General features: G+C 41.8%; 20 protein-coding genes and 1 tRNA gene. 10 read left to right on the top strand and 11 right to left on the bottom strand.

Going from position 1 to position 20,442, the window contains the following annotated elements; all coding sequences use genetic code 11:
* Positions 1–47 precede the first annotated feature (47 nt).
* Positions 48–770 carry a Uma2 family endonuclease gene (locus V7K61_RS01485; RefSeq protein ID WP_335050307.1) on the top strand — a complete coding sequence of 241 codons (723 nt, stop codon included), beginning with the start codon at positions 48–50 and terminating at the stop codon, positions 768–770.
* 12 nt (positions 771–782) lie between these two features.
* Here the strand turns inward: V7K61_RS01485 and V7K61_RS01480 are convergent, their stop codons facing one another.
* Positions 783–3,482, bottom strand: a complete 2,700-nt coding sequence (locus tag V7K61_RS01480; protein WP_335050305.1) for a CBS domain-containing protein — start codon at positions 3,480–3,482, stop codon at positions 783–785.
* A gap of 153 nt (positions 3,483–3,635) precedes the next feature.
* Here V7K61_RS01480 and psbZ point away from each other — a divergent pair, with 153 nt between their 5' ends.
* The 5 genes from psbZ to V7K61_RS01455 all read left to right on the top strand — a co-directional run bounded on the left by psbZ (position 3,636) and on the right by V7K61_RS01455 (position 7,242).
* Complete coding sequence (psbZ, locus tag V7K61_RS01475) at positions 3,636–3,824, top strand: photosystem II reaction center protein PsbZ (RefSeq protein WP_099103014.1); 189 nt, start codon at positions 3,636–3,638, stop codon at positions 3,822–3,824.
* A 191-nt stretch (positions 3,825–4,015) separates the two neighbouring features.
* Entirely contained in the window at positions 4,016–4,594 is a 579-nt protein-coding gene (gene ribH / locus V7K61_RS01470) for a 6,7-dimethyl-8-ribityllumazine synthase (protein WP_334717150.1), read from the top strand.
* A 232-nt stretch (positions 4,595–4,826) separates the two neighbouring features.
* Positions 4,827–4,898: transfer RNA gene (locus tag V7K61_RS01465), tRNA-Gly, on the top strand.
* A gap of 669 nt (positions 4,899–5,567) precedes the next feature.
* Complete coding sequence (locus V7K61_RS01460; protein WP_094348002.1) at positions 5,568–5,975, top strand: hypothetical protein; 408 nt, start codon at positions 5,568–5,570, stop codon at positions 5,973–5,975.
* 4 nt (positions 5,976–5,979) lie between these two features.
* Positions 5,980–7,242 (top strand): glutamate-5-semialdehyde dehydrogenase, encoded by a 1,263-nt coding sequence (locus tag V7K61_RS01455; RefSeq protein ID WP_335050302.1) that lies wholly within the window; start codon positions 5,980–5,982, stop codon positions 7,240–7,242.
* Positions 7,243–7,310: 68 nt separating this feature from the next.
* Here the strand turns inward: V7K61_RS01455 and V7K61_RS01450 are convergent, their stop codons facing one another.
* The gene (locus V7K61_RS01450) at positions 7,311–8,324 is read right to left on the bottom strand and encodes a WD40 repeat domain-containing protein (RefSeq protein WP_335050300.1); all 1,014 of its coding nucleotides are present in this window, start codon (positions 8,322–8,324) and stop codon (positions 7,311–7,313) included.
* Between the two features lie 248 nt (positions 8,325–8,572).
* Between V7K61_RS01450 and V7K61_RS01445 the strand changes: the two genes are divergently transcribed.
* The gene (locus V7K61_RS01445) at positions 8,573–10,144 is read left to right on the top strand and encodes an alkaline phosphatase D family protein (protein WP_335050298.1); all 1,572 of its coding nucleotides are present in this window, start codon (positions 8,573–8,575) and stop codon (positions 10,142–10,144) included.
* A 620-nt stretch (positions 10,145–10,764) separates the two neighbouring features.
* A complete protein-coding gene (locus tag V7K61_RS01440) occupies positions 10,765–11,616 on the top strand; it encodes a universal stress protein (protein WP_335050296.1) in 852 nt (283 codons plus the stop codon).
* Positions 11,617–11,792: 176 nt separating this feature from the next.
* On the opposite strand, the gene psbM is transcribed toward V7K61_RS01440, so the two are convergent.
* The 5 genes from psbM to V7K61_RS01415 all read right to left on the bottom strand — a co-directional run bounded on the left by psbM (position 11,793) and on the right by V7K61_RS01415 (position 14,884).
* The gene (gene psbM, locus V7K61_RS01435) at positions 11,793–11,909 is read right to left on the bottom strand and encodes a photosystem II reaction center protein PsbM (protein WP_084227279.1); all 117 of its coding nucleotides are present in this window, start codon (positions 11,907–11,909) and stop codon (positions 11,793–11,795) included.
* A 200-nt stretch (positions 11,910–12,109) separates the two neighbouring features.
* Positions 12,110–12,406, bottom strand: a complete 297-nt coding sequence (locus V7K61_RS01430) for a 2Fe-2S iron-sulfur cluster-binding protein (RefSeq protein WP_334844240.1) — start codon at positions 12,404–12,406, stop codon at positions 12,110–12,112.
* 186 nt (positions 12,407–12,592) lie between these two features.
* Complete coding sequence (locus V7K61_RS01425; protein ID WP_006195022.1) at positions 12,593–12,730, bottom strand: photosystem II reaction center protein K; 138 nt, start codon at positions 12,728–12,730, stop codon at positions 12,593–12,595.
* A 95-nt stretch (positions 12,731–12,825) separates the two neighbouring features.
* Positions 12,826–13,977 carry a tRNA guanosine(34) transglycosylase Tgt gene (gene tgt / locus V7K61_RS01420; RefSeq protein WP_335050294.1) on the bottom strand — a complete coding sequence of 384 codons (1,152 nt, stop codon included), beginning with the start codon at positions 13,975–13,977 and terminating at the stop codon, positions 12,826–12,828.
* Positions 13,978–14,431: 454 nt separating this feature from the next.
* On the bottom strand, positions 14,432–14,884 hold the full coding sequence (locus V7K61_RS01415) for a hypothetical protein (protein ID WP_335050292.1): 453 nt from the start codon (positions 14,882–14,884) through the stop codon (positions 14,432–14,434).
* Between the two features lie 376 nt (positions 14,885–15,260).
* On the opposite strand from V7K61_RS01415, the gene cobS reads away from it, so the two are divergent.
* Complete coding sequence (gene cobS, locus V7K61_RS01410) at positions 15,261–16,040, top strand: adenosylcobinamide-GDP ribazoletransferase (protein ID WP_335050290.1); 780 nt, start codon at positions 15,261–15,263, stop codon at positions 16,038–16,040.
* Positions 16,041–16,127: 87 nt separating this feature from the next.
* Here cobS and V7K61_RS01405 read toward each other — a convergent pair whose 3' ends face one another.
* From V7K61_RS01405 to V7K61_RS01395, 3 genes are all read right to left on the bottom strand, one after another.
* Entirely contained in the window at positions 16,128–16,583 is a 456-nt protein-coding gene (locus V7K61_RS01405) for a PPC domain-containing protein (RefSeq protein ID WP_335050288.1), read from the bottom strand.
* Between the two features lie 87 nt (positions 16,584–16,670).
* Positions 16,671–17,348 carry a ComF family protein gene (locus V7K61_RS01400; RefSeq protein WP_335050286.1) on the bottom strand — a complete coding sequence of 226 codons (678 nt, stop codon included), beginning with the start codon at positions 17,346–17,348 and terminating at the stop codon, positions 16,671–16,673.
* A 33-nt stretch (positions 17,349–17,381) separates the two neighbouring features.
* Positions 17,382–17,870, bottom strand: a complete 489-nt coding sequence (locus tag V7K61_RS01395; RefSeq protein ID WP_335050337.1) for a GNAT family N-acetyltransferase — start codon at positions 17,868–17,870, stop codon at positions 17,382–17,384.
* A 467-nt stretch (positions 17,871–18,337) separates the two neighbouring features.
* Here V7K61_RS01395 and aroQ point away from each other — a divergent pair, with 467 nt between their 5' ends.
* A complete protein-coding gene (aroQ, locus tag V7K61_RS01390) occupies positions 18,338–19,021 on the top strand; it encodes a gamma subclass chorismate mutase AroQ (protein ID WP_335050284.1) in 684 nt (227 codons plus the stop codon).
* Positions 19,022–19,384: 363 nt separating this feature from the next.
* On the opposite strand, the gene V7K61_RS01385 is transcribed toward aroQ, so the two are convergent.
* Entirely contained in the window at positions 19,385–20,140 is a 756-nt protein-coding gene (locus V7K61_RS01385) for an SDR family NAD(P)-dependent oxidoreductase (protein WP_335050282.1), read from the bottom strand.
* Positions 20,141–20,442 lie beyond the last annotated feature (302 nt).

Below are 20,442 nucleotides of genomic sequence, written 5' to 3'. Positions count from 1 at the left end.
AACACTGCTAAAATAAATTGATAACTACTTGATGCCCTATCCATTCTATGACCATTGCTCAAGAATTAGATTCTCAAGAAGGCATCTGCCAAGATGTTATATTTCCCCCTGGTGATTTATATAGTGACGAACCTCCCTTGGAAAGCGAACTGCATTTACGGCAAATAATCCTACTTTTAACGTGTCTGGAATGGTTGTGGCGAGATAGAAATGATTTCTATGCGGCGGGAAATCTGACTATCTACTACAGTCCGCGCCAACGCAAATCAGAATACTTCCGAGGACCAGACTTTTTTGTTGTGCTGGGAACTGAACGTAAAACCCGTAAAAGTTGGGTAGTCTGGGAAGAAGATGGCAAATATCCGAATGTAATTCTAGAAATTTTGTCTAACTCAACAGCTAATACTGATAAAGGTTTAAAGAAAACAATTTATCAAGATACCTTCCGCACACCCGATTATTTTTGGTTTGACCCTTACACACAAGAATTTGCGGGATTTCATTTAGTAGATGGAGAATATCAACCTCTACAAGCAAGTGAACAAGGATATTTGTGGAGTCATCAGCTAGGGTTATATTTGGGAGTTTATGAAGGTTTATTGCGATTTTTTACACGAGATGGGCAACTAGTACCAACACCGGAAGAAACGGCAGAACAAGCCGAACAAAAGGCTGAACAAGCCGAACAAAAAGCTGAACAAGCCGAACAAAAGGCTGAACGTTTAGCAGCAAAACTGCGGGAGTTAAATATCGATCTAGATACAATTTAGACCAGAGCTATTTCATTTAGGATAGTGTTGCGCTAAAAATTCCTCAGCTTCAGTCTTATCTTTAATTATTTCATCCAAGGTAGCAGCAAGCATATCATCTAATATCTGCCGATATTGAGGCCCTGGTTTGTAACCAAGTTTCTTTAAATCATTACCATTCAATAGTGGCTGCACATTAGTCCAAACAGTTAAATATTCCCAAATCTGATGTCTAAGCGATCGCGGACTTTGCACAGCGATTAAAATCAGGATTGGTAAATCGTACTTTCGCAACAGCTGTACTACTTGACTGGGACTTTGACATTTAGGCAAAGATTCCATCATCTCAGTTTGGGCAGAAGCCAAGTTTTGCAAGCGTTTAATGCCATCTTCTTGGAGTTGCAGATTTTTTGCTACTTTCGCCCGATATTGTGGTTCTAAATAGGCGATTAACGTTTCTAAGCGCATTTCCCAATGGATAAGGGTTGGTTGCGGGTCAAATCGCCGCAAACAGCGTTCTAGTAAACGTAATTGTTGTAGGACTTCCACATCTAGCTTCAGGCTAGGATGGATGCATTGCAATGCCCCTAAGTTATCGAGTAACTGTAAAGCTGATTTCCAGTAGGGGGCTTCTAGGATGTGTTTTAATTCTGTTTTCAGTCGCGTTTGCAGGGCTGGAGTTCTGCTATTCTCTTGAGCAGTGCGATCGTAAACACCACTGTTGATTGCATAGCGGATAAACTCTTCAGTTTGCGGTTCTATCTGAAACCCGAAGCGCACAGCAAAGCGCACGCCACGGTAAATGCGGGTGGGGTCTTCTATAAAGCTGTTGGCGTGTAAAACTCGAATTTGTTTAGCTTGTAAATCGAGTAATCCACCAAAAAAATTGAGTAACTCACCAGTACGAGGGGAAGTCAGGCGCAAGGCGATCGCATTAATGGTAAAATCTCTACGATACAAGTCTTGACGAATGGAACTCGCCTCAACTTCTGGATTTGCCGCTGGATAAGGATAAAACTCTGTTCTAGCCGTGGCAATATCTACCCAAAGAGAATCTAATTCTGGGTCTTTGTGCCACAACAAAGCAGCAGTTTGAAAAGCCCCGTGGATTTCTAAACGAGCCGCAGGGTAAAGTTGTTGGAGTGCTTTTGCTAGTTCCACACCAGCGCCAACATCTGCTGATTTGTGAAAGCCATCAACTACTAAGTCAATATCTTTAATCATCAAAGTGTCTGATGTTGCTTCCGCTAATAGCAAATCCCGCACCGCACCCCCGACAAGATAAAGATGCCAACCCCGTTTTTCTGCTTCTTGCGATGCGATGGTGAGTAATTGCCATAACTGAGGAGCAAGTTTATTTTGCAATTGCGGGAGATTAATATTACTTTTCTGTCTCTCCTCCTCTCCCCCTCCTCCGTTTTCATCCCTTTCCTGATGTAATTCCCGCAAGACATCAGTACGAGTGACAATACCAACTAACTGCTCATTTTCCAATACTGGTAAGCGTCCGATATCATAAGTCACCATTAGCGACTCAATTTGTGGCAGTGTTGTATCTGGTGTAATTGTTTTAAGATTTCTTGTCATGTAGCCCTTGACTGGCGCATGACTAAAGCCGTGGTGTAAGGCGATATCAATATCTCGGCGCGAAATAATGCCTACTAGTTGCCCTTGAGTATCGACTACAGATAAACCAGAGTGTCCATAGCGTAATAAAATGCGCTGGCCTTCGGCAATTGTGGTTTCAGGCAGAATCGTGCGGACAGGAGAAGACATCAAATCCCTCGCGGTGGGGGGATGGGGAATTTGCGCTTTTATCCCATCAAGGAGTTGTTTTAATATTGCTTGTGAATCAACTCCCCTTAAATTTAGCGATGCGGCTTGCGAATGACCCCCGCCTCCCAATGGTTGGAATAATAGGTTAAGATTCGTTTTGGGAATTTGCGATCGCCCAATTACAGTTAAGCGTGAATCCTCTTCACCTAAAGAATACTCATTAGCCAACAGTAGAGCATCAATTTCGGTTATTTCTACGAGTTCCGATGCCAGACTCGACAACCCCGGCACAAAAGACTCGGTTTTTAGAGTTACCCAAGCAACCGTATATCCGCGTAGACAAAGATATTCTAAATTTTCCAACGCCTCAGTTAATAGCTGCTGCAATTGCAAAGACAAGCCAGGGTCACGGTAAATAGAAATTACTGATAAACTGGCTCCTTGTTGCATCAACCAAGCCAAAGCTAAAGCATCCCGTGGTGTGGACTGGTCAAACGTTAAGGAGCCAGTGTCAACGTGGATACCCAAAGCCATCACAGTTGCTTCAGCAGGAGTGAGCGAAATTTGCTGTTGTTGCAATTGCTCCACGATGAGAGTTGTGGTAGCTCCTACTGAAGAAATATGCGATCGCGTGGCGGGAATATCTGATTCTTGCCCTAAGTGATGGTCATAAACTATAATTTCTCTCAGATTGGGTAAATCTAACCACTCAGCAGCTTTACCCAAGCGATCGCGCTGTTGTGTATCCACCACAGTCAGAGAACGAATTTTTTCTGGATTCACCGAACGACGTTCAATCAGCGGATATTCATCCCGATGCAATGCTAGAAAATCTCTTACAGGAGGGTGAGAACCACCAGTCAGCACAATCTTACTTCCTGGTAATAAGCGTGTTAACCCTACCGCCGCTCCTAATGCGTCAAAATCTGCTGTTGTGTGGCAAAGAATTAAATCCATACTTCAATTAGCCATTAGTCATTAGTACTTAGACAAAAGGACAAATGACTAAAATGTTGCAATTTCTGCTAGCTTAAAAATAATAAGAAAGTGTCAGTGTCGCCCTTTAGGATATTCTATCCTTAGTATTTCGCTGTATTGGGAGAAGTAAAAATGACCATAATATTCCAATTTGCCTTGATAGGTCTAGTAGTGTTGTCTTTTGTCCTGGTTGTGGGCGTTCCGGTTGCTTATGCCACTCCCCAAAACTGGAATGAATCTAAAAAACTGCTCTGGGTTGGTTCTGGGGTCTGGATTGGTTTGGTGTTTTTAGTTGGTTTGTTAAACTTTTTTGTCGTTTAGGCGACGGCTTCGCTCTGGCGCAGGCACATAATATAAGAACTAGAGGAGCAGAAAACCAAGGTCAAAGGTTAAGGGAAACAAGGAATTTTTTCTTTTTCCTACTAACTTTATTTTGATCGCGCTTTTCTGCTCCTCTACATTTAAATAAAAAATGTATAGTGGCCAGAAGTATAGTTGATTAAGAGGCAGTCATGGCAGTTTTCGAGGGAACTTTTACCCAAACGGAGCCTTTGCGGTTTGCAGTGGTGATTGGTCGATTCAATGACCTCGTTACCGGAAAGCTGCTAGAGGGATGTCAAGATTGTTTAAAACGCCACGGTGTAGACCCTAATCCCCAAGGTAATCAGGTGGACTATGTTTGGGTTCCGGGAAGTTTTGAGGTACCTTTAGTAGCTCGCCAATTAGCACTTTCCCATCGTTATGATGCTGTAATTTGTCTTGGCGCAGTCATTCGAGGACAAACACCCCATTTTGATTACGTATCCGCCGAAGTTTCTAAAGGCATTGCCGCCGCTAGTTTTCAAACTGGAGTGCCAGTAATTTTTGGCATTTTGACAGTAGATACTATGCAGCAAGCCTTAGAACGGGCAGGCATAAAAGGTAATCATGGCTGGGATTACGCCCTGAATGCCTTAGAAATGGCTAGCCTGATGCGGCAACTGCGTTCTAACTTGGCAGAGCCATATTCTCGTAATAGCCAGTCTTTGCCAGCCGCTTTTCCAAGTGCCAGCGTTGGCAATTTAACTTTGGAGTCAGAAGAACTCGGCTAGTTAGTCATTAGTCATTTGTCCTTTGTCCTTTGTTATTCACTAATGACCAATGACCAATGACCAATGACTAATGACTAATGACCAATGACGAATGACTAATGACCAATGACCAATGACGAATGACTAATGACCAATGACGAATGACTAATGACCAATGACGAATGACTAATGACCATATTAAGGGGTTGACAATTACAGATAAATCTGAGATATTGATATATGGCAATTGATTGCGGGTGTAGCTCAGTGGTAGAGCGTCACCTTGCCAAGGTGAATGTCGCGCGTTCGAATCGCGTCACCCGCTTCCAACTAAAACCTCTTGAATTTAACAATTCCAAGAGGTTTAGTGTTTTTAGGGTGCGTTGAAGTGTTCGTATATTAGCTCTGCACTCTTGTAAACTGCGCAGAATGTGGACAGGTGAGTAAAAACTAGCCACAATCTATATGTTTGGACAAAGAGTTACACACTACAATAGATATTTTAGTAATTCCTGCTCTATAAACACTTGTAAACTCCAAGGAATAGATATTGGACATAATGCCGATCTAACCTTGAGAACTGATAGTAATATATAGTGACAGTGACCCAAAGAGAAATTAGCGGGTTTGTTGATGTGTGTTGTTTACGAGCGTAGCCTTCCCAAAGGATTTGCTTTAGGAGTGGTTGCCACCTATGCTTAAAATTGTACCAGGTGTGTCAGCATAATAAATCCCCAAAAACGCAACCACATTACCTTAAAAGCGACAGATGAAGAGAAGGAAATTTTTAAACAAGATCGCCAGCTATGGGGAAAGATTACAAATAGATAACTCTGTACTAATTTGGCAACTAGTATACTTAAAGTTAGCGGCATCTACTATTTTTAATCAGGGCAATGTTTGTATCACCTTTCTATGTATATAAAGACAGAAGCCTCTAAGGCATTATATTCTCGCAGTTCGTGTAAAACACGCTCAAGTTATTAGAACGCTTGTGCAATCTCAAAAACCCGAAAAAATCGATTTCAATACCGAATACCCCTGTCCCTGTCGTCGCCGGGGTCAGTTAATTCCGATTACACTGACAGAAGCATTTGGTTGCGATCGCTGTCAGCAAATCTTTGTTGTAGAAGATAATGGTCATGTCCTAGAACAGCTTTCCACCACCTATCCCTACAAACGGGCTTGGCGTTGGATGGGAAATAGTTGGCATGTTGTCCATCCCCGCTTGGGAGAAAGCTATTTGCCTATAGCGCTGGGGATTATTTTCGTGCTAGTGATTATATGGCTGCCATTAGCACTGCGATTGGCAAATGGTTCCAGCATTATTGCTTGGGCAATGGTGGCGGTGCTATTGGCTATCTTACCAGCACTAATGGTCTGGCTTACCTACAGACGTTAACTCAATGACTGTTGAATTGGATGACCACCCCGAACCGATTACTAGTGCCCAACGAGCCTATCAAGCTTCCCTAAAGTTGGGGATCACAAAGGGAGCAGACCGGAGTCGTGCAGTATTGGCAATGGCACAGGCGATTGAGCGCTCATTTGACGACATTCTAGAAGCCAATACCTTGGATTTAGAAGCCAGTCGGGAAATGGCAGTGCCTGAATTGATATTGGACTGGCTGAAGCTGACTCCCACCAGGCTAGAGATGACAGTAGACATTTTAAAACGGTTGGGGGAATTATCAGATCCGCTGCGACGCGTTAGAACCGCTGATTATCAACTAGAAGATTCCCAGAGTTACACCCAGTTAATGCCTTTGGGAGTGATTGGATTTATTTATGAGGCGTTTCCCGATTTAGGGGCGATCGCAGCGGGTTTTTGTATCAAAACTGGTAATTGTATAATTCTCAAAGGCAGTACCGAAGCTAGCCATTCCAACGCCGCTATCGCTGAGGCACTGCAAAATGCGATCGCAGAAGTTGGACTAGCTCCGGGCTGTCTAGAACTGATCACAGCAGAACATGGTGCTTCAGTTCGGGATCTAGTTACCCAAGACCAGTACGTGAATTTAGTGATTCCCTACGGACGTTCTAGCTTAGTGCAGCAGGTAGTCCGACAGTCAACTTGCCCAGTTTTAAAGTCGGCGATGGGTAATTGTTACCTTTATTGGTCGCTGAATAGTAGCTTAGAAATGGTGCGCTTGATGATTCTTAATAGCCATCAAAGTGAACCCGATCAAGTCAACGCCATTGAAAAAGTACTAATTCATCGTCAAGCCTTGCCATCCTCTTTAGCAGTTTTATGGAACAGCTTGATGGAAAAAGGCTTTGAAATTAAAGGGGATGCAGAACTAGTCCAAGCCTTTCCCCAGTTGCAGCTGGTAAAAGAAGGCGAATGGGGAAACCCTTATTTAACGAGGACAGTAGCTTTTAAACTAGTGGATAGCTTAGAGGCTGCGATCGCTTGGATTAATGAATACAGCAGTGGTCATGCTGACTCTATCGTGACTGAATCTTACCAGGAAAGTCGGCAGTTTGCTTTAGGAGTTAACAGTGCTTCTACCTACATCAATACTTCCCCGCGTTTTTCCCGCAACCCTTCGCGGGGAGATTCAGTATTTCTCGGTATGTCTAATCAAAAAGGTCATCGCCGAGGATTTATCAGCCTGGAAACCTTGACCACCGTTAAGCACATTGTTCAGGGAAATGGTAGGTTTTAAATAATTCGTAATTTATCCAGTAGAATTCTGAATTTTGAAGTAAAACTATCTCAAATCACCTTGAATAATTAAATCCCCCACACCTCAACGGTGCTGTCTCCACTCCAAATAAATAGTCTCTGTCCATTTGAGCTAATTGCAAGGCGAGTAATTGGCGATGAATGGCTTGTGAGACTACAAAGTTCATGTCCTGTAAGAATACTCCACACTTTGATAATTCCATTTTCTCGACTACCACTAAATAAAAAGCGTTGATCGCGGCTGACAGTAATTACAGGCATATACCCTGAAAGGCTTAAGGTGCAAATTACTTGTTGTGTTTGCCAATCCCATATTTTATATTTTTGGTCAAAATCTTTTTCTTGAGTTACTAAAACTTGCGAATTTGAATAGATAAAATTATGACCCAGATCAGACATATAAATATAGGAAATTATTCCTTTTACTTGTATATCCCACAATTCAAAAATTTCTCCGTCAACAGCATTTAAAAATGATTGACCATCTGGGCTAAAGGCAATATACCAAAACCAATCTGAGCGCCGATGTGTAGTGAAGATTTTTTCTTTTGTTTTTAGATCCCACACTTCAGCATAATCATTACAATTCCAAAGTCCTAAAACGCTATTGTTGGGTGCAATCGCGATTTGATCAAATTTCTTCGTTGCTTCTGGCTGGAATGTGCATATTACTTGTTGTGTTTGCATATTCCACACTTGAATTATGTTGTTATAATTACAAGTAACTACGGTTTGCAACTCTTGGCTTATATCTACACAAGCTATACTGCGAACTTCATCTGTATACCTTTCAATAGTAAAAAGATACTCAAAAAATAAATAGGGGTTGTATGCCTGTAATGCCAGTTTAGCTCTTGGTTCTGTACTTTCCTGAAGTAGCCAATAAGCTGCTTCTTGAACATTAACCTCTGAGTTTTTTAAAGCTTCAATAATCAAGTCTAAGCCAGCTTCCCCATACTCAAAAGCATCTAGAAGGGCATCAATTTTTTGTTCAACCTTTCCATGCACCAGTAATTGCTTAACTCTTTCAATCCCTCCCAAATCTGTATTGTTAACTGTCATAAATTCTTTACTATTTTGGTGGTGGGTCAAAATTTTCCACAAATTTCTTCTAGTTTCAATGCCCAATCCCCTAATTCAATTTTAAACTTAACAAAATCTTAATTTCTACTTGATCCTGGTTTGGTAGGTTCCTTGTGTTTGGTTGAGCAGCAATTAGGAAACAAGTCAAATCAAGCCATTATTTGTGCTTTTGGCAATTGACCCTCCTAAAATTTGCCAACTGTATTTACATCTGGGAAGGGGTGAATATGGAACTTATGGATGGTACGCGCCTGCTAGCAAATCGTTGCAGACGGCGGGATTTTTTGTTGGGTGCAGGATTCTTAACAGGGTTAACAATCGCTAGCCAATGGCATCCGGTATTGGCTAACTCAAGGTTTTCTGGCTATCCGTTCAGTCTTGGTGTTGCTTCTGGCGATCCTTTACCGGATGGTGTTGTTATCTGGACACGACTGGCTCCAAATCCACTCTCTGGAGGTGGAATGCCATTAGTAAATGTTCCAGTGCGGTGGCAAGTCGCCCTTGATGAAAACATGAAACAGGTTGTGCGGCGAGGAACAGTACTAGCGACACCAGAGTTAGCACACTCAGTCCACGTTGATGTCCGTGGGCTAAACCCTGACCGTTGGTACTGGTATCAATTTCAAGTAGGTAAGGAAGTTAGCCCCATTGGACGGACTCGTACTGCACCAGCATCTTATAGCTATATCCAACAACTGAACTTTGCTTTTGTCTCCTGTCAAGACTGGCAAAATGGCTACTATACGGCTTATCGGCATTTAGCTGAGGAAAATCTTGACCTTGTGGTTCATTTAGGTGACTACATCTATGAATACGGGCCACAATCTGGTGGGCCCCGCCAGCATAATAGTCCAGAAATTATCACTCTTAAAGACTACCGCGATCGCCACGCCCTGTACAAAACTGACCCAAATCTTCGAGCTGCTCATGCGGCTTTTCCCTGGATTGTCACTTGGGACGATCATGAAGTTGACAACAACTACGCCAACTTAATCCCGGAAGACAACCAAACCCAAGAGGCTTTTAGAAAACGGCGAGCCAATGCGTATCAGGCTTACTACGAACACATGCCGCTGCGTCAGTCTTCATTGCCCAAAGGCCCAGACGCGCTGCTTTATCGACGGTTCACATTCGGTAATTTAGCTGAGTTTAATGTATTAGATACGAGGCAGTACCGCACTAATCAACCTTGTGACGATGGACTGAAGCCTCGCTGTGCCCAAGTTTTTGATACAAATGCTACGATGACAGGCTTAGAACAAGAGCAGTGGCTACGAAAAGGCTTAGACCAATCGCGATCGCGCTGGAATGTGATTGCTCAACAGACCATGCTAGCCGAGTACAATTTCAATAGTAGTCCAGGTGTCGGTGTCTTCAATGTGGATCAGTGGGACGGTTACGTAGCTGCACGTAACCGGCTTTTGAGTTTTCTCAACCAGCGCCAACCCTCTAATCCAGTGGTAATTAGTGGAGACATCCATTCTAGTTGGGTACACGACCTAAAGCTTGACTTTAATAACCCAAACTCACCGACGGTAGGTACTGAGTTCGTAGGAACTTCAATTACCTCTGACTTTCCCACCTCATTCATCGCTCCATCTCAAGCAGCCCTAATTAATAATCCCCATACTAAGTTCTTTGACGGTGCTTACCGAGGATACGTCCGCTGCAACCTGACTCCAAAACGCTGGCAAAGTGACTATCGCGTTGTATCAAGCATCGTTGATATAAATGCCTCAGTCAAAACCCTAACTTCCTTTGTAGTCCAAAACGGACAACCAGGGGCACATCTAAATTAAGCAAATCTCATAACCAATCAAACAAACCCTCCAGATTCTATTTGGAGGGTTTCAATATAATATTAAATATAATTTCGACCATAACAATATCCTAATTCAGATGTTTTTATCCCACATTTTGCGAATGTTCGGATATAGCAATGCTATCTGAGTTCCCAAAACTACAAAAGACTTAAAAAAGGCGGAGGATATGAAAAATTCAGGTGGAGTGTAGACTATTCAAGTGGGAAGCGTTCGCCTATTAAAGCTTATACTGAATCAATCTTACTATAGAATTATTTTGGGATTTATTTGCAATACTTAACTAACTTCTAATTAACAAAAGTAAACATAGATTAAAAATAATAACTGACATCATAATTTATTAAGTTCATCAGACTAAATTGAGAGTATGCTGAATAGTTGAAGTCTAGTTGAAAGTTTAAGTGACTAAGTGCAAACAAACTTAAACATTTGTTTAGTTTTTTATCCTTTGCCATTTGTTTGAGTGTTAAATACTAAAAAATAAAGTTTATTTGTGCCAACTTACTAACTAGGCTGTCAAACAAGGTGGTAAAAATCCGACCAAAGCCAAGTACCAACAGCGAAAACAAAAGTAAACTTCACAAAAATTACGTAAGATGATCAGAAGAATTTTGCTGGCTGTATCGGGATTGGGACACGCAGAAGAAATGCTCAAAACCCTGAAAGAAATCCCTTCAATTCAATCTGCAAAAGTTACGATTTTGCATGTTGTTCAAGCACAAAATGCTGCTGCTACTATGACAAGTAAATGGGAAAATGGGGGTAAAATTCTGGCGAATGCTATTCAAACTTTGAACTTAGATCCTAGCCAAGTTTCTTCAATTTTGCGTGAAGGCGATCCCAAAGATGTGGTTTGCCAAGTAGCTGATGAAATCGACGCTGACTTGATTATTATGGGTTCACGCGGACTGAAGCGACTGCAATCGATTTTATCGAACTCAGTCAGTCAGTATGTTTTTCAGCTATCTTCTCGCCCCATGCTGCTGGTAAAAGATGACATTTATGTTAAAAGAATTAAGCGAGTTATGGTGGCAATAGATAACTCTGACTCAGCAAAAAATTGCTTGAAATTGGCACTGTTTTTACTTCGGGATATTCCGGGTGGCGAGTTAATTTTGGCAAATATTAGTACAGATTTAGGTGGTAAAAAATCGGAAATAACCAAGGTTAACTCAGACAAAAATCCAGTTTTAGCAGCCGCAGTTGCAGAAGCTGAAAAACTAGGCATTCAATCTCGTTCTTATATCAGCAGTGGCAAACCTGGTGAAGAAATTTGTCGATTGGCAGAAGAGTTGAATATAGACTTATTATTGCTCGGTTCTCCAGATCGTCGTCCATCGATCGCTAAGAGTTTTGTTGATATAGATAGGCTCATCGGATCTTCCTTGTCTGACTATGTTCGAGTCAATGCCACTTGTCCGGTATTGTTAGCGCGGACAATCGCTTAAAGTAAACAGTGCTGAGTATAATAATTGTTGTAAGAAAATAGTAAGGAAGTAAGATTTGTCTCGTCTTTACTATTCAGCACCCAGCACAGGCTACGCTAACAGCACTAAATTGATAGTTGATAAATAAAAACCCCTACACTATTGGTGCAGGGGTTATTTATTTTATACACAAACTCTTAACTATCTTTTCCACCTTCGCGGCTAGCAGTTTGGATGTAAAGAATTAGTAAAAACACGGCAGGGACTAGTACGAACAAAATGCTCGCTATGAACCCCAGGTCATTAACTTGCATGGCAAGAAAACCTCTCTTTAATTTCCAGTCAACAACATTAGGATAGCATTATCGATGACAGAGTTATACCAATTCAAAATTCAAAACTTGTACTGAGCTTGTCGAAGTATTCAAAATGTCCGCGTAGCGTCTCGTAGAGAGGAAACTCAATTTTGGTAAGTATTTTGACTACTGACTGGATACATGACAGATTTGAGAACTTAAGGCTTCGTGACTACGCTGACTGAGCCATTCACTAAAGTTTGACAGGCAAGACGGTAATTTTCTGGCTTTTTCTTGAATTTTCGGTTTTCTACGTCTGTGCGGGGGGAAAGATTTTCTAGTCCTTCGACTATCTCCACAACGCAAGTACCACATTGACCATTACCACCGCAATTGGTCATTTTACCAATAAATGTATATATATCAATGTCATTTTGTATCGCCTTGAGCCGGAGATTAGCACCATCTGCTGCCACTACTTCTTTATTTTCTTTAACGAATTTGATATTACCCATAACTGATTTCTCCTTGACTGTAAGCTTGGCTTTCAAGGCTTCATATTGACATAGCTTGTATTAACATCTTATTTATTATAAGAATTCATTGCAAAATATTAATAAATATTAACTTTATCAAATACGATGCTACAAAAAAATAGGACAGGTAGTCTACCTGTCCTATAAATTGAAAAATAGATTAACTTATCTAAATCCCACAGCTGCTTGCCAAACGAAAGCAAGCAACAAGAAGAATACCGGGATGACTGGGAGAACATCTACCAAAGGATCGAAGATTTGGTAAGCTTCTGGCAGTTTTGCTAATAAAAGTGCTGCTTCCATGTTTGTTTAAATCCACCTATCCAACACAGCTTTCATAATTGAGAAGTATCTTAACATGGTTTGGTCATTGGTCATTGGTCATTTGTCATTTGTCATTAATCCTCTGCTCTTCCACTCTCGATTGATTTCTCATCTCCCCTTTCTTCGGTGAGCCAGTGACCAAATTCTGCAACAAAGCGATCGCTCAATATTGCTTCCCTAATTTTTTGCGTAAAGCGAATTAGTTCGGTAATGTTGTGAATGCTCAACAAGGTATAAGCCAAAATTTCTTGCGATCGCACCAAATGAGATATGTAAGCACGGCTAAAATTTTGACAAGTGTAGCACGGGCAAGTTTCATCTAATGGCGTAAAATCTTCACGAAACTTAGCATTTTTTAAATTCCAGCGTCCGCCTTGGACTATCGCTGTACCATGTCTTGCCCAACGGGTGGGAATGACGCAATCAAATAAATCTATACCAGATGCGATCGCGATCGCCATTTCCCGGTAAGTACCCACACCCATTAAGTAACGCGGCTTTTCTGGGGGTAAAAGCGGTGCTGTCACTTTGACAATCTCAGCCATCAATTCTGGCGGTTCTCCCACACTCACGCCACCAATCGCATATCCCGGCAAATCCAACTTAGCCAAAGCTTCCGCCGCACGGCAACGCAAATCCAAATACACGCCCCCTTGCACAATCCCAAACAACGCCTGATCGCTGCGTTGATGAGCTGTTATACAGCGTTCTAACCAGCGGTAAGTGCGCTCAGTTGCAGTTTCTACCTCTTGGCGAGTCGCTGGGTAGGGCGGACACTCATCAAAGGCCATAATCACATCAGCCCCCAAAGTATTTTGAATCTCAATGGAGCGCTCTGGTGTTAAGTTAATAATTCTTCCATCATGAGGTGAGCGAAAAGTTACGCCTTCTTCAGTAATTTTTCGCATCTCGCTTAAGCTAAAGACCTGAAACCCACCCGAATCTGTGAGCATTGGGCCGTTCCAACCCATAAATTTATGCAACCCACCACCCCCAGCCACGATCGCTTCTCCTGGTTGTAGGTGAAGATGATAAGTATTGGATAAGATCATTTGCGCCCCAGTCTCTCGTAGCTGGGCTGGGGTGATAGTTTTGACATTTGCCAGCGTTCCTACTGGCATAAATCTGGGGGTTTCTACAAGACCGTGAGGGGTGAAAAACACTCCTGCTCTAGCTTTGGTTTGACTACAGCAAGCAAGACATTGAAAAGAAAAATTCGCACTCATGCCATTTGGAATTTTAGATTTTATATTTTGGATTGTGAAACACTAATAGGTAAAGAGTTTCAGAAATCCATAACTAGTACAACGCAGCAGAAATAAACCTATCATTTCATTAGACCTCTTCCATAAATCAAAAATAAGAAAGAACCCCACCCCGCCAAAGCTGTGCTTTGTCTCCCCTCCCCGCAAGCGGGGAGGGGTTGGGGGTGGGGTGTTAGGGACTTTTGCAAGAGGTCTATTACAGCCAGAAAGCCCAAAATGAAAGCTTTTTGACTTTTGACTTTTGCCTTGCTGTACTAGCAGCCATAAAACCAAATGGTATTAGGGCAAAAATAATATTATTTGGCTAAATTATGACCAAACATCAAAATTGGTAATTGAGTTTTAGCGAACACTTAAGCATTCACTACTAACCTAGTTACCAACTTTACGAGTATATACTCTAAATAATTGCTATTTAGAAAGAATCAGAACAGTCATCGTCAATTTCTGCATCCCACCTGGCTGAAAGTACTTGTTCCATCATCGCTTCTATGGCGCTGACATTGAAGCCTCGCTCTCGTCGCTCTTGTAAAGGAGTCGATCGGGGAATTAACCGCAGACACACTCCTTCTTGCATCAAATCGAAGTAGGTTTCTTGTTGCGACGACTGTTTTAGTTCCAAGTAATCAAAACTACAAACATTCAGATATAGCGCGCGGTTAGCCACCAAGGTAGACCTTTGCGGATTGGCAAAAACTTCCATCACATCCCCTTCACCCTCGCTCAGTACCTTATCTTCTTGGGTGTAGATGTAGTGGACTCGACCTAAATCTGCCAGCAATCGCCGGATGTCGAGCTTATTCACAATGATGCCCGTATTAATAATGCACGGAGCTGGTATCCTGGTGTCGGGTAGATGGTGACTCATAGGAAAATTGCGATTGAGCTAAGGAGAGCAATAACATAGCTAAACTGTCATAATTGAATAGCTTGTTTACTCCCTACATTTAAAAAAATATCAATTTTGTGGGGCAATCGTCTAATAATTTGGAGTAAGTTTTTAGTTAACGAATACAAAACACAAATTTTGCTCCCTGATGGAATTTTAACTTCCTAAGTTACTCGTTTTTGTATAAAAAAGTACCCAAAATTATTTATTTGCCACTTAGACCAGCATAACAAAATTTTTAACGAGAATGTTTAATGGAAGTAAATCTTATTTAAAGTTTTAAAGTCTACTGATGTCGGTTGTACCGAAATTATGACTATTATCCAGCAATTTACCAAAAATTAATGTAATTCAGATGACGAAACAGCAACAGTGGTGGAAAAAGTTGCTGTTAAAGCTGGCAGCTAGTATCATATTTTACACAACGATTCCACTGCCGTATTTAAACGGATTGGACTTTCGGGGAGTAGCACATCTTGCTTCGCTTGTTGGGTTGATAATCGGGGGAATTTTAGGGTTTCTGGATACGGGGATGGATTATCTGGGGATGCCCGTGTTAACTCGTAGTGCTTTGGTAGTAAGTGTTTGGATTGCCATAACTGGAGGATTACACTTAGATGGGGCAATGGATACTGCCGATGGTTTAGCAGTGGGCGACCCAGATCGGCGATTGGAGGTGATGGCAGATAGTGCTACAGGAGCCTTTGGAGCAATGGCTGCGATCGCCTTGGTGATACTGAAAATAACAGCTTTGACGGATATGCCAGAAAACCGTTGGTTATTGCTGATGGCGGCTTGTGGCTGGGGACGTTGGGGACAGCAACTAGCGATCGCTCGATATCCTTATCTGAAAGCAACTGGTAAAGGCGCATTTCACAAACAAGCCATTCGTTCTTACAAAGATTTGTTACCGGGATTGTTATTGTTGTTTAGTTTGAGTGGTTTACTTTGGCTGATAGATAAACAGCAGCTATATCTCGCACTGACAATGATAGTTGTTGGAAGTGCGATCGCCACTTTAACTGGTGCATGGTTCAACCACAAACTAGGTGGACACACCGGAGATACCTACGGCGCAGTCGTTGAGTGGACTGAAGCCTTATTTCTCTGCGTATTGACCACTGTAGGAAGTTAGAGTGAAAAGTTAGGAGTTAAAAATCCTAACTCCTAACTCCTAACTCCTAACTCAGCACTCAGCACTCAGCACTCAGCACTCAGCACTCTATTTAATCGGTTGCAACTTTGTCACTTTGAGTTTAAAAGCCCCAACCCCAGTTTCTCCAAAAGACCGGACACGAATAACATAATTCCCTGTCTCTACGATGCGAGTAAATAGTAAGGAATTGCTACTACCATCAGGGCCATCATCATTTTCTGCCAAAGTCGAACCATCAGGTGCCAGCAGTGTGATAATACTGTCAAAGTTTTCCGATGATAGGTCAACTGCTAAATTCTCGCCCTTCTGCAACTTCACAGTGTAATCACGGGCAAATCCACCTTGACCTGTAGGAATGTCTTTATCCGAAAGGCGATCGTCAATTTCAGTACTGTTAGATAAAGGAATTGGACTATACAATTTATTTTGAGCAAAAGCTGCACTGGTACTAATGCCTATTGCCAGCAATGTGGCAGGAATGATGATCAGTTGTTTTAAACCTGCCGCCAAAACTTTATTCATACATTTCAAGCAATTTTTCTACAAAAATAGGGTAATTCGGTCAATTTATGTACTTATCTAGTCAAAGCTTGCCTATTGCTTCTTAATTTATCCGTCTTTGACGGCAGTGGCTACAGCTACTAATCCTAAGACCACAATTCCATACTGACGAAGTGTTTGCACAGCGGACCTGGCAGTAGCACCAGTAGTATAAATGTCGTCCACTAACAGCACTGGGACATTTGGAGGATGATGGCGAAATTCTTGCCCAATAGCAAAAGCTTGGTTCAAGTTTTTTTCTCGTTTAGATACCGACAAACCAAACTGCGCTTCAGTTTCTCGCACTCTTGCTAAACCGTTTAGTTTCAATTTTAATCCGGTTATTTCGCAGAAGCTTTTTGCTATCAGTGCGGCTTGATTGTATTTACGTTGTTTTTGTTTGCTAGCGTGGAGTGGGATGGGAACTACTACAGGTTGGCTATCCCGCATCGGTGAATTTAACAACCATGCTTCTCCTAACCATTGACCCAAAGGACGAGCTATTTGGGGTTGATTTTCGTATTTCATCGCTGCGATCGCTCGTTTCACTGGGCCACCATATTCCCCCCAGCCAAACACAGGTATAGGCTCTTGCCATAGAGAAATCGGGTCTTTACGTTGACATTTTTGCAGTTGTCTGATGCAGTTCTGACAGAATTCTTGGGAAGTTGCGCGTTGACATAGAGGGCAATGGGATTGGAGAAAAAGATTGAGTAAGCCTGTGAGATTTTTAATCCAAGCGTGCATTTAGAATTGTCCTTTGTCATTAGTCGTTAGTCATTAGTCTTTGATTAATGACTTAACATACACGCGATCGCATCTTGTGGTTTCTACTCCCGTTGCTGGAGTGTAGCCGTTGCTTTCATACAGCTTGACTGCTTCCACCAAAACACTGGCGGTTTCAATCCAAATGTGTTGAAAACCACGCTTTGCGATCGCTGCTTCTAGCTGTTGTAACAAATATTTCCCCAATCCTAAACCCCTGATGCTGGGTAAAAGATACATTTTGCGGATTTCTACAGCTTTTTCGCCTCGGTGTATGGGGTAGTATGCTCCAGTACCTACTAACTGACTTTGGTGTTCAATTACCCAAAACTCTCCCCCAGTAGCTAAATAACATTCCTCTACTCGCAGCACATCTTGGTCAGCACCCTTGGGTTCCCAAGCCAGACCGTATTCTGATAATACATAACTGATGACTTCAGCGGCTCTTGTGCGATCGCTTTTCACCCAATCACGAATTAAAAAATCTTGATAATAGTTTTTCATTACCATTTGCTGGTCAAGTTTACCCAGAAAAATTTTCCGCATCTATATCCCAATTTACTCAGCAAATAGCAATTCTTGCAGAGTTCATTTCAAGCTGTAATCTCAAGGCGTGAATTGTGCCAGTACTGAGAAAAGTCATCTTTAACAAAGAAATCGGCTCTACATCTACCTATCTCATCAATGCACAACCAGGTGTATTCTTGCCAACTATTACTGATTGACAAATTGTTTATGACCTTAACCCGTCAAGAATTGTACATACTAGCAAATCTATTGTGCGATTTATTACATTTACTTTTCCGAACATGGTGAGGTAACTTGATGATGTATTTCCTCAATACCCGTATCAGCCGGAATTTGCTTTTTGTCAGTAACTATGAGATATTTTGTTTGAGATTAAAAATACTGTATTCCTATATATTTACTGATAATTCCTACTAAGTAGCAAGGTGTATAAACTTTTTGAGATGAATTTAAGTTTTTTTAGAAAGCATCCACTGTTGTTTGTCATCATCATTTTCTTTGGGCTTTTTTTCAGTAGTACAGTAGTTGCTGCAAATTTAAAATTATATTTCGCTGCCCAGAACTCTGGGTCAGTAAAATTAGTAAATCCCCAAGCTATTACGGGGGCAGAACAACAACGACCTGTAGATAAATTACTACAATTAATCCAGCAGCGATTGTTAATTGCACATGATGTAGCCCGTTGGAAATGGAATCAAAAACGTCCGATTGAGGATCTAAAGCGCGAACAAGAGTTACTATTAAAGGTTAGGCAACAAGCTACAACCCATAATTTAGAACCCGATAGAGTTGCAGCATTTTTTCAAGCACAAATAGAAGCAGGAAAACTCATCCAAACCGCTGATTTTCAAAACTGGCAAAAGCAAGGCATTAAATCTTTTGCTAACGTGCCAGACTTAAACCAGACATTGCGACCATCGTTAGATAAATTAAACACAGAATTTCTCTTTGCTTTAACAGAATTGACTTCTGTTCTAGGTTGCCCACAAATACAGGAATTAATTCAGTCACGTTCCCAAGTGATTATTCAGGGAGATGGTATCGATCGGCAAGTGCAGAACTTAGCAATTTCCCCGCTGCTGCAATTTAAAAGCGCTTCTTGCAAAGTGGTTTCCTTCTCTAAATGAGAAATTCGATAATTATTCTGAAAATTAGATTTTAGAACTAGCCCTTTCAAGGTGGGTAAAAATTTTGTTCAACAAATTTCTCTTTCATCTCTTACCTCTGTGTTCTCTGCGCCTCTGTGGTTAAATAAATTACTTTTAAACCGCAGAGTCACAGAGAACACAGAGAAAAAAAAGAGATTTTTCGAGTCACCTTGAAAGGGCTAGTCAAGTCCTAGATTTATGTAAAAAATAGTTCAAAATGATTTAAGACATCTCCCACAATGAATGTAGAGACGTTAAATATAACGTCTCTACAAAGTTTTCAGGTAACGCATCATTAATTTCACCAGATGTCTATTGAGCTAAAGTAACCACGCCGAACACCTAGCGAAGTCCACCCGATATGTACAGCGTTTCGCCGGTGATCCATGCTGAATCAGAGGACGCGAGGAAGACAACGGCAGGTGCGATATCCTGTGGCTGTCCGATGCGGCCAAGGGGGGTTTGCGCTTCAATCTGTTGGCGGCCTTCGCTCTTGGCTTCGGTTATTCCTGCTGTGTGCGTGCCTTCCGTTTCCACCATACCAGGATTGATGGAATTGACACGGATGTTGCGTGAACCCAGTTCTTTGGCTAGCGACTTCGTGACGGCATCGACAGCCGCTTTAGTGGCGCTATAGATCGAGCTGTTAGCGGGCGCAAGGGTGCTAACAATTGAACTGATATTGATGATGCTGCCGCCCGCCGATCCGAAGTGCTTTACTCCTTGTTGTGAGGTGAGGATTAATCCCAGCACATTCAGATCGAACTGCTTGTGGAAATGCTCTTCAGTGATGTCTTCGATTGGGGAAAATTCATAAATTCCGGCATTGTTGACCAAGATATCCAGCTTGCCAAATACCTGCTGCGTCTCTGCAAAAAGATGTTCAATCTCTGCCTTTTTTGCAACATTTGCCTGTACTGCGATCGCCTTACCGCCCTCGCTGAGAATCTCGGCGACAACGCGATCGGCTCCTTCTTTACTAGATGAATAATTGACGACAACTGCTGCACCTTCGGCTGCCAGATGTTTGGCAATAGAGGCACCAATTCCTTTAGATGCACCTGTAACGACTGCAATTTTTCCTTCTAGTTTTTTCATGATTATGAGTGCCGTAGTTGTTGAGTTTGAAAAAGTTGTCAGAAACGGGTTGCGAAAAAACGAGAACGCACCCGTTCGGATCTTGGCTATCTAGAACATCGAAGCAAAACACCAATTGGCATCTAGGTCTTGTGGCAAGGATTGACTTTTCACAGTATTTGGAAAATCTTTTATATTAAACAATCGCTCGCAACAAAATTTAATAAATAAATACTGGACTTTAGACTAAAAAGCAGAAAATGACTCAGGGAAGCTGAGTTGAAAACAAGCAAAGCCAAAAAATTCAAAAATCAGAAATCAAG

It is taken from the genome of Nostoc sp. (genome assembly GCF_036918015.1).
Classification (GTDB): domain Bacteria; phylum Cyanobacteriota; class Cyanobacteriia; order Cyanobacteriales; family Nostocaceae; genus Nostoc.
The sequence above is the reverse complement of the archived record's forward strand: the minus strand, read 5'-3'. Positions and strand labels throughout refer to the sequence as shown.

What these genes read in the sequence shown, in the direction of transcription:
- V7K61_RS01485 (WP_335050307.1), top strand. Translation starts at nt 48, where the DNA reads ATGACCATTGCTCAAGAATTAGATTCTCAAGAAGGCATCTGCCAAGAT.
- V7K61_RS01480 (WP_335050305.1), bottom strand. Translation starts at nt 3,482, where the DNA reads ATGGATTTAATTCTTTGCCACACAACAGCAGATTTTGACGCATTAGGA.
- psbZ (WP_099103014.1), top strand. Translation starts at nt 3,636, where the DNA reads ATGACCATAATATTCCAATTTGCCTTGATAGGTCTAGTAGTGTTGTCT.
- ribH (WP_334717150.1), top strand. Translation starts at nt 4,016, where the DNA reads ATGGCAGTTTTCGAGGGAACTTTTACCCAAACGGAGCCTTTGCGGTTT.
- V7K61_RS01455 (WP_335050302.1), top strand. Translation starts at nt 5,980, where the DNA reads ATGACTGTTGAATTGGATGACCACCCCGAACCGATTACTAGTGCCCAA.
- V7K61_RS01450 (WP_335050300.1), bottom strand. Translation starts at nt 8,324, where the DNA reads ATGACAGTTAACAATACAGATTTGGGAGGGATTGAAAGAGTTAAGCAA.
- V7K61_RS01445 (WP_335050298.1), top strand. Translation starts at nt 8,573, where the DNA reads ATGGAACTTATGGATGGTACGCGCCTGCTAGCAAATCGTTGCAGACGG.
- V7K61_RS01440 (WP_335050296.1), top strand. Translation starts at nt 10,765, where the DNA reads ATGATCAGAAGAATTTTGCTGGCTGTATCGGGATTGGGACACGCAGAA.
- psbM (WP_084227279.1), bottom strand. Translation starts at nt 11,909, where the DNA reads ATGCAAGTTAATGACCTGGGGTTCATAGCGAGCATTTTGTTCGTACTA.
- V7K61_RS01430 (WP_334844240.1), bottom strand. Translation starts at nt 12,406, where the DNA reads ATGGGTAATATCAAATTCGTTAAAGAAAATAAAGAAGTAGTGGCAGCA.
- V7K61_RS01425 (WP_006195022.1), bottom strand. Translation starts at nt 12,730, where the DNA reads ATGGAAGCAGCACTTTTATTAGCAAAACTGCCAGAAGCTTACCAAATC.
- tgt (WP_335050294.1), bottom strand. Translation starts at nt 13,977, where the DNA reads ATGAGTGCGAATTTTTCTTTTCAATGTCTTGCTTGCTGTAGTCAAACC.
- V7K61_RS01415 (WP_335050292.1), bottom strand. Translation starts at nt 14,884, where the DNA reads ATGAGTCACCATCTACCCGACACCAGGATACCAGCTCCGTGCATTATT.
- cobS (WP_335050290.1), top strand. Translation starts at nt 15,261, where the DNA reads ATGACGAAACAGCAACAGTGGTGGAAAAAGTTGCTGTTAAAGCTGGCA.
- V7K61_RS01405 (WP_335050288.1), bottom strand. Translation starts at nt 16,583, where the DNA reads ATGAATAAAGTTTTGGCGGCAGGTTTAAAACAACTGATCATCATTCCT.
- V7K61_RS01400 (WP_335050286.1), bottom strand. Translation starts at nt 17,348, where the DNA reads ATGCACGCTTGGATTAAAAATCTCACAGGCTTACTCAATCTTTTTCTC.
- V7K61_RS01395 (WP_335050337.1), bottom strand. Translation starts at nt 17,870, where the DNA reads ATGAAAAACTATTATCAAGATTTTTTAATTCGTGATTGGGTGAAAAGC.
- aroQ (WP_335050284.1), top strand. Translation starts at nt 18,338, where the DNA reads ATGAATTTAAGTTTTTTTAGAAAGCATCCACTGTTGTTTGTCATCATC.
- V7K61_RS01385 (WP_335050282.1), bottom strand. Translation starts at nt 20,140, where the DNA reads ATGAAAAAACTAGAAGGAAAAATTGCAGTCGTTACAGGTGCATCTAAA.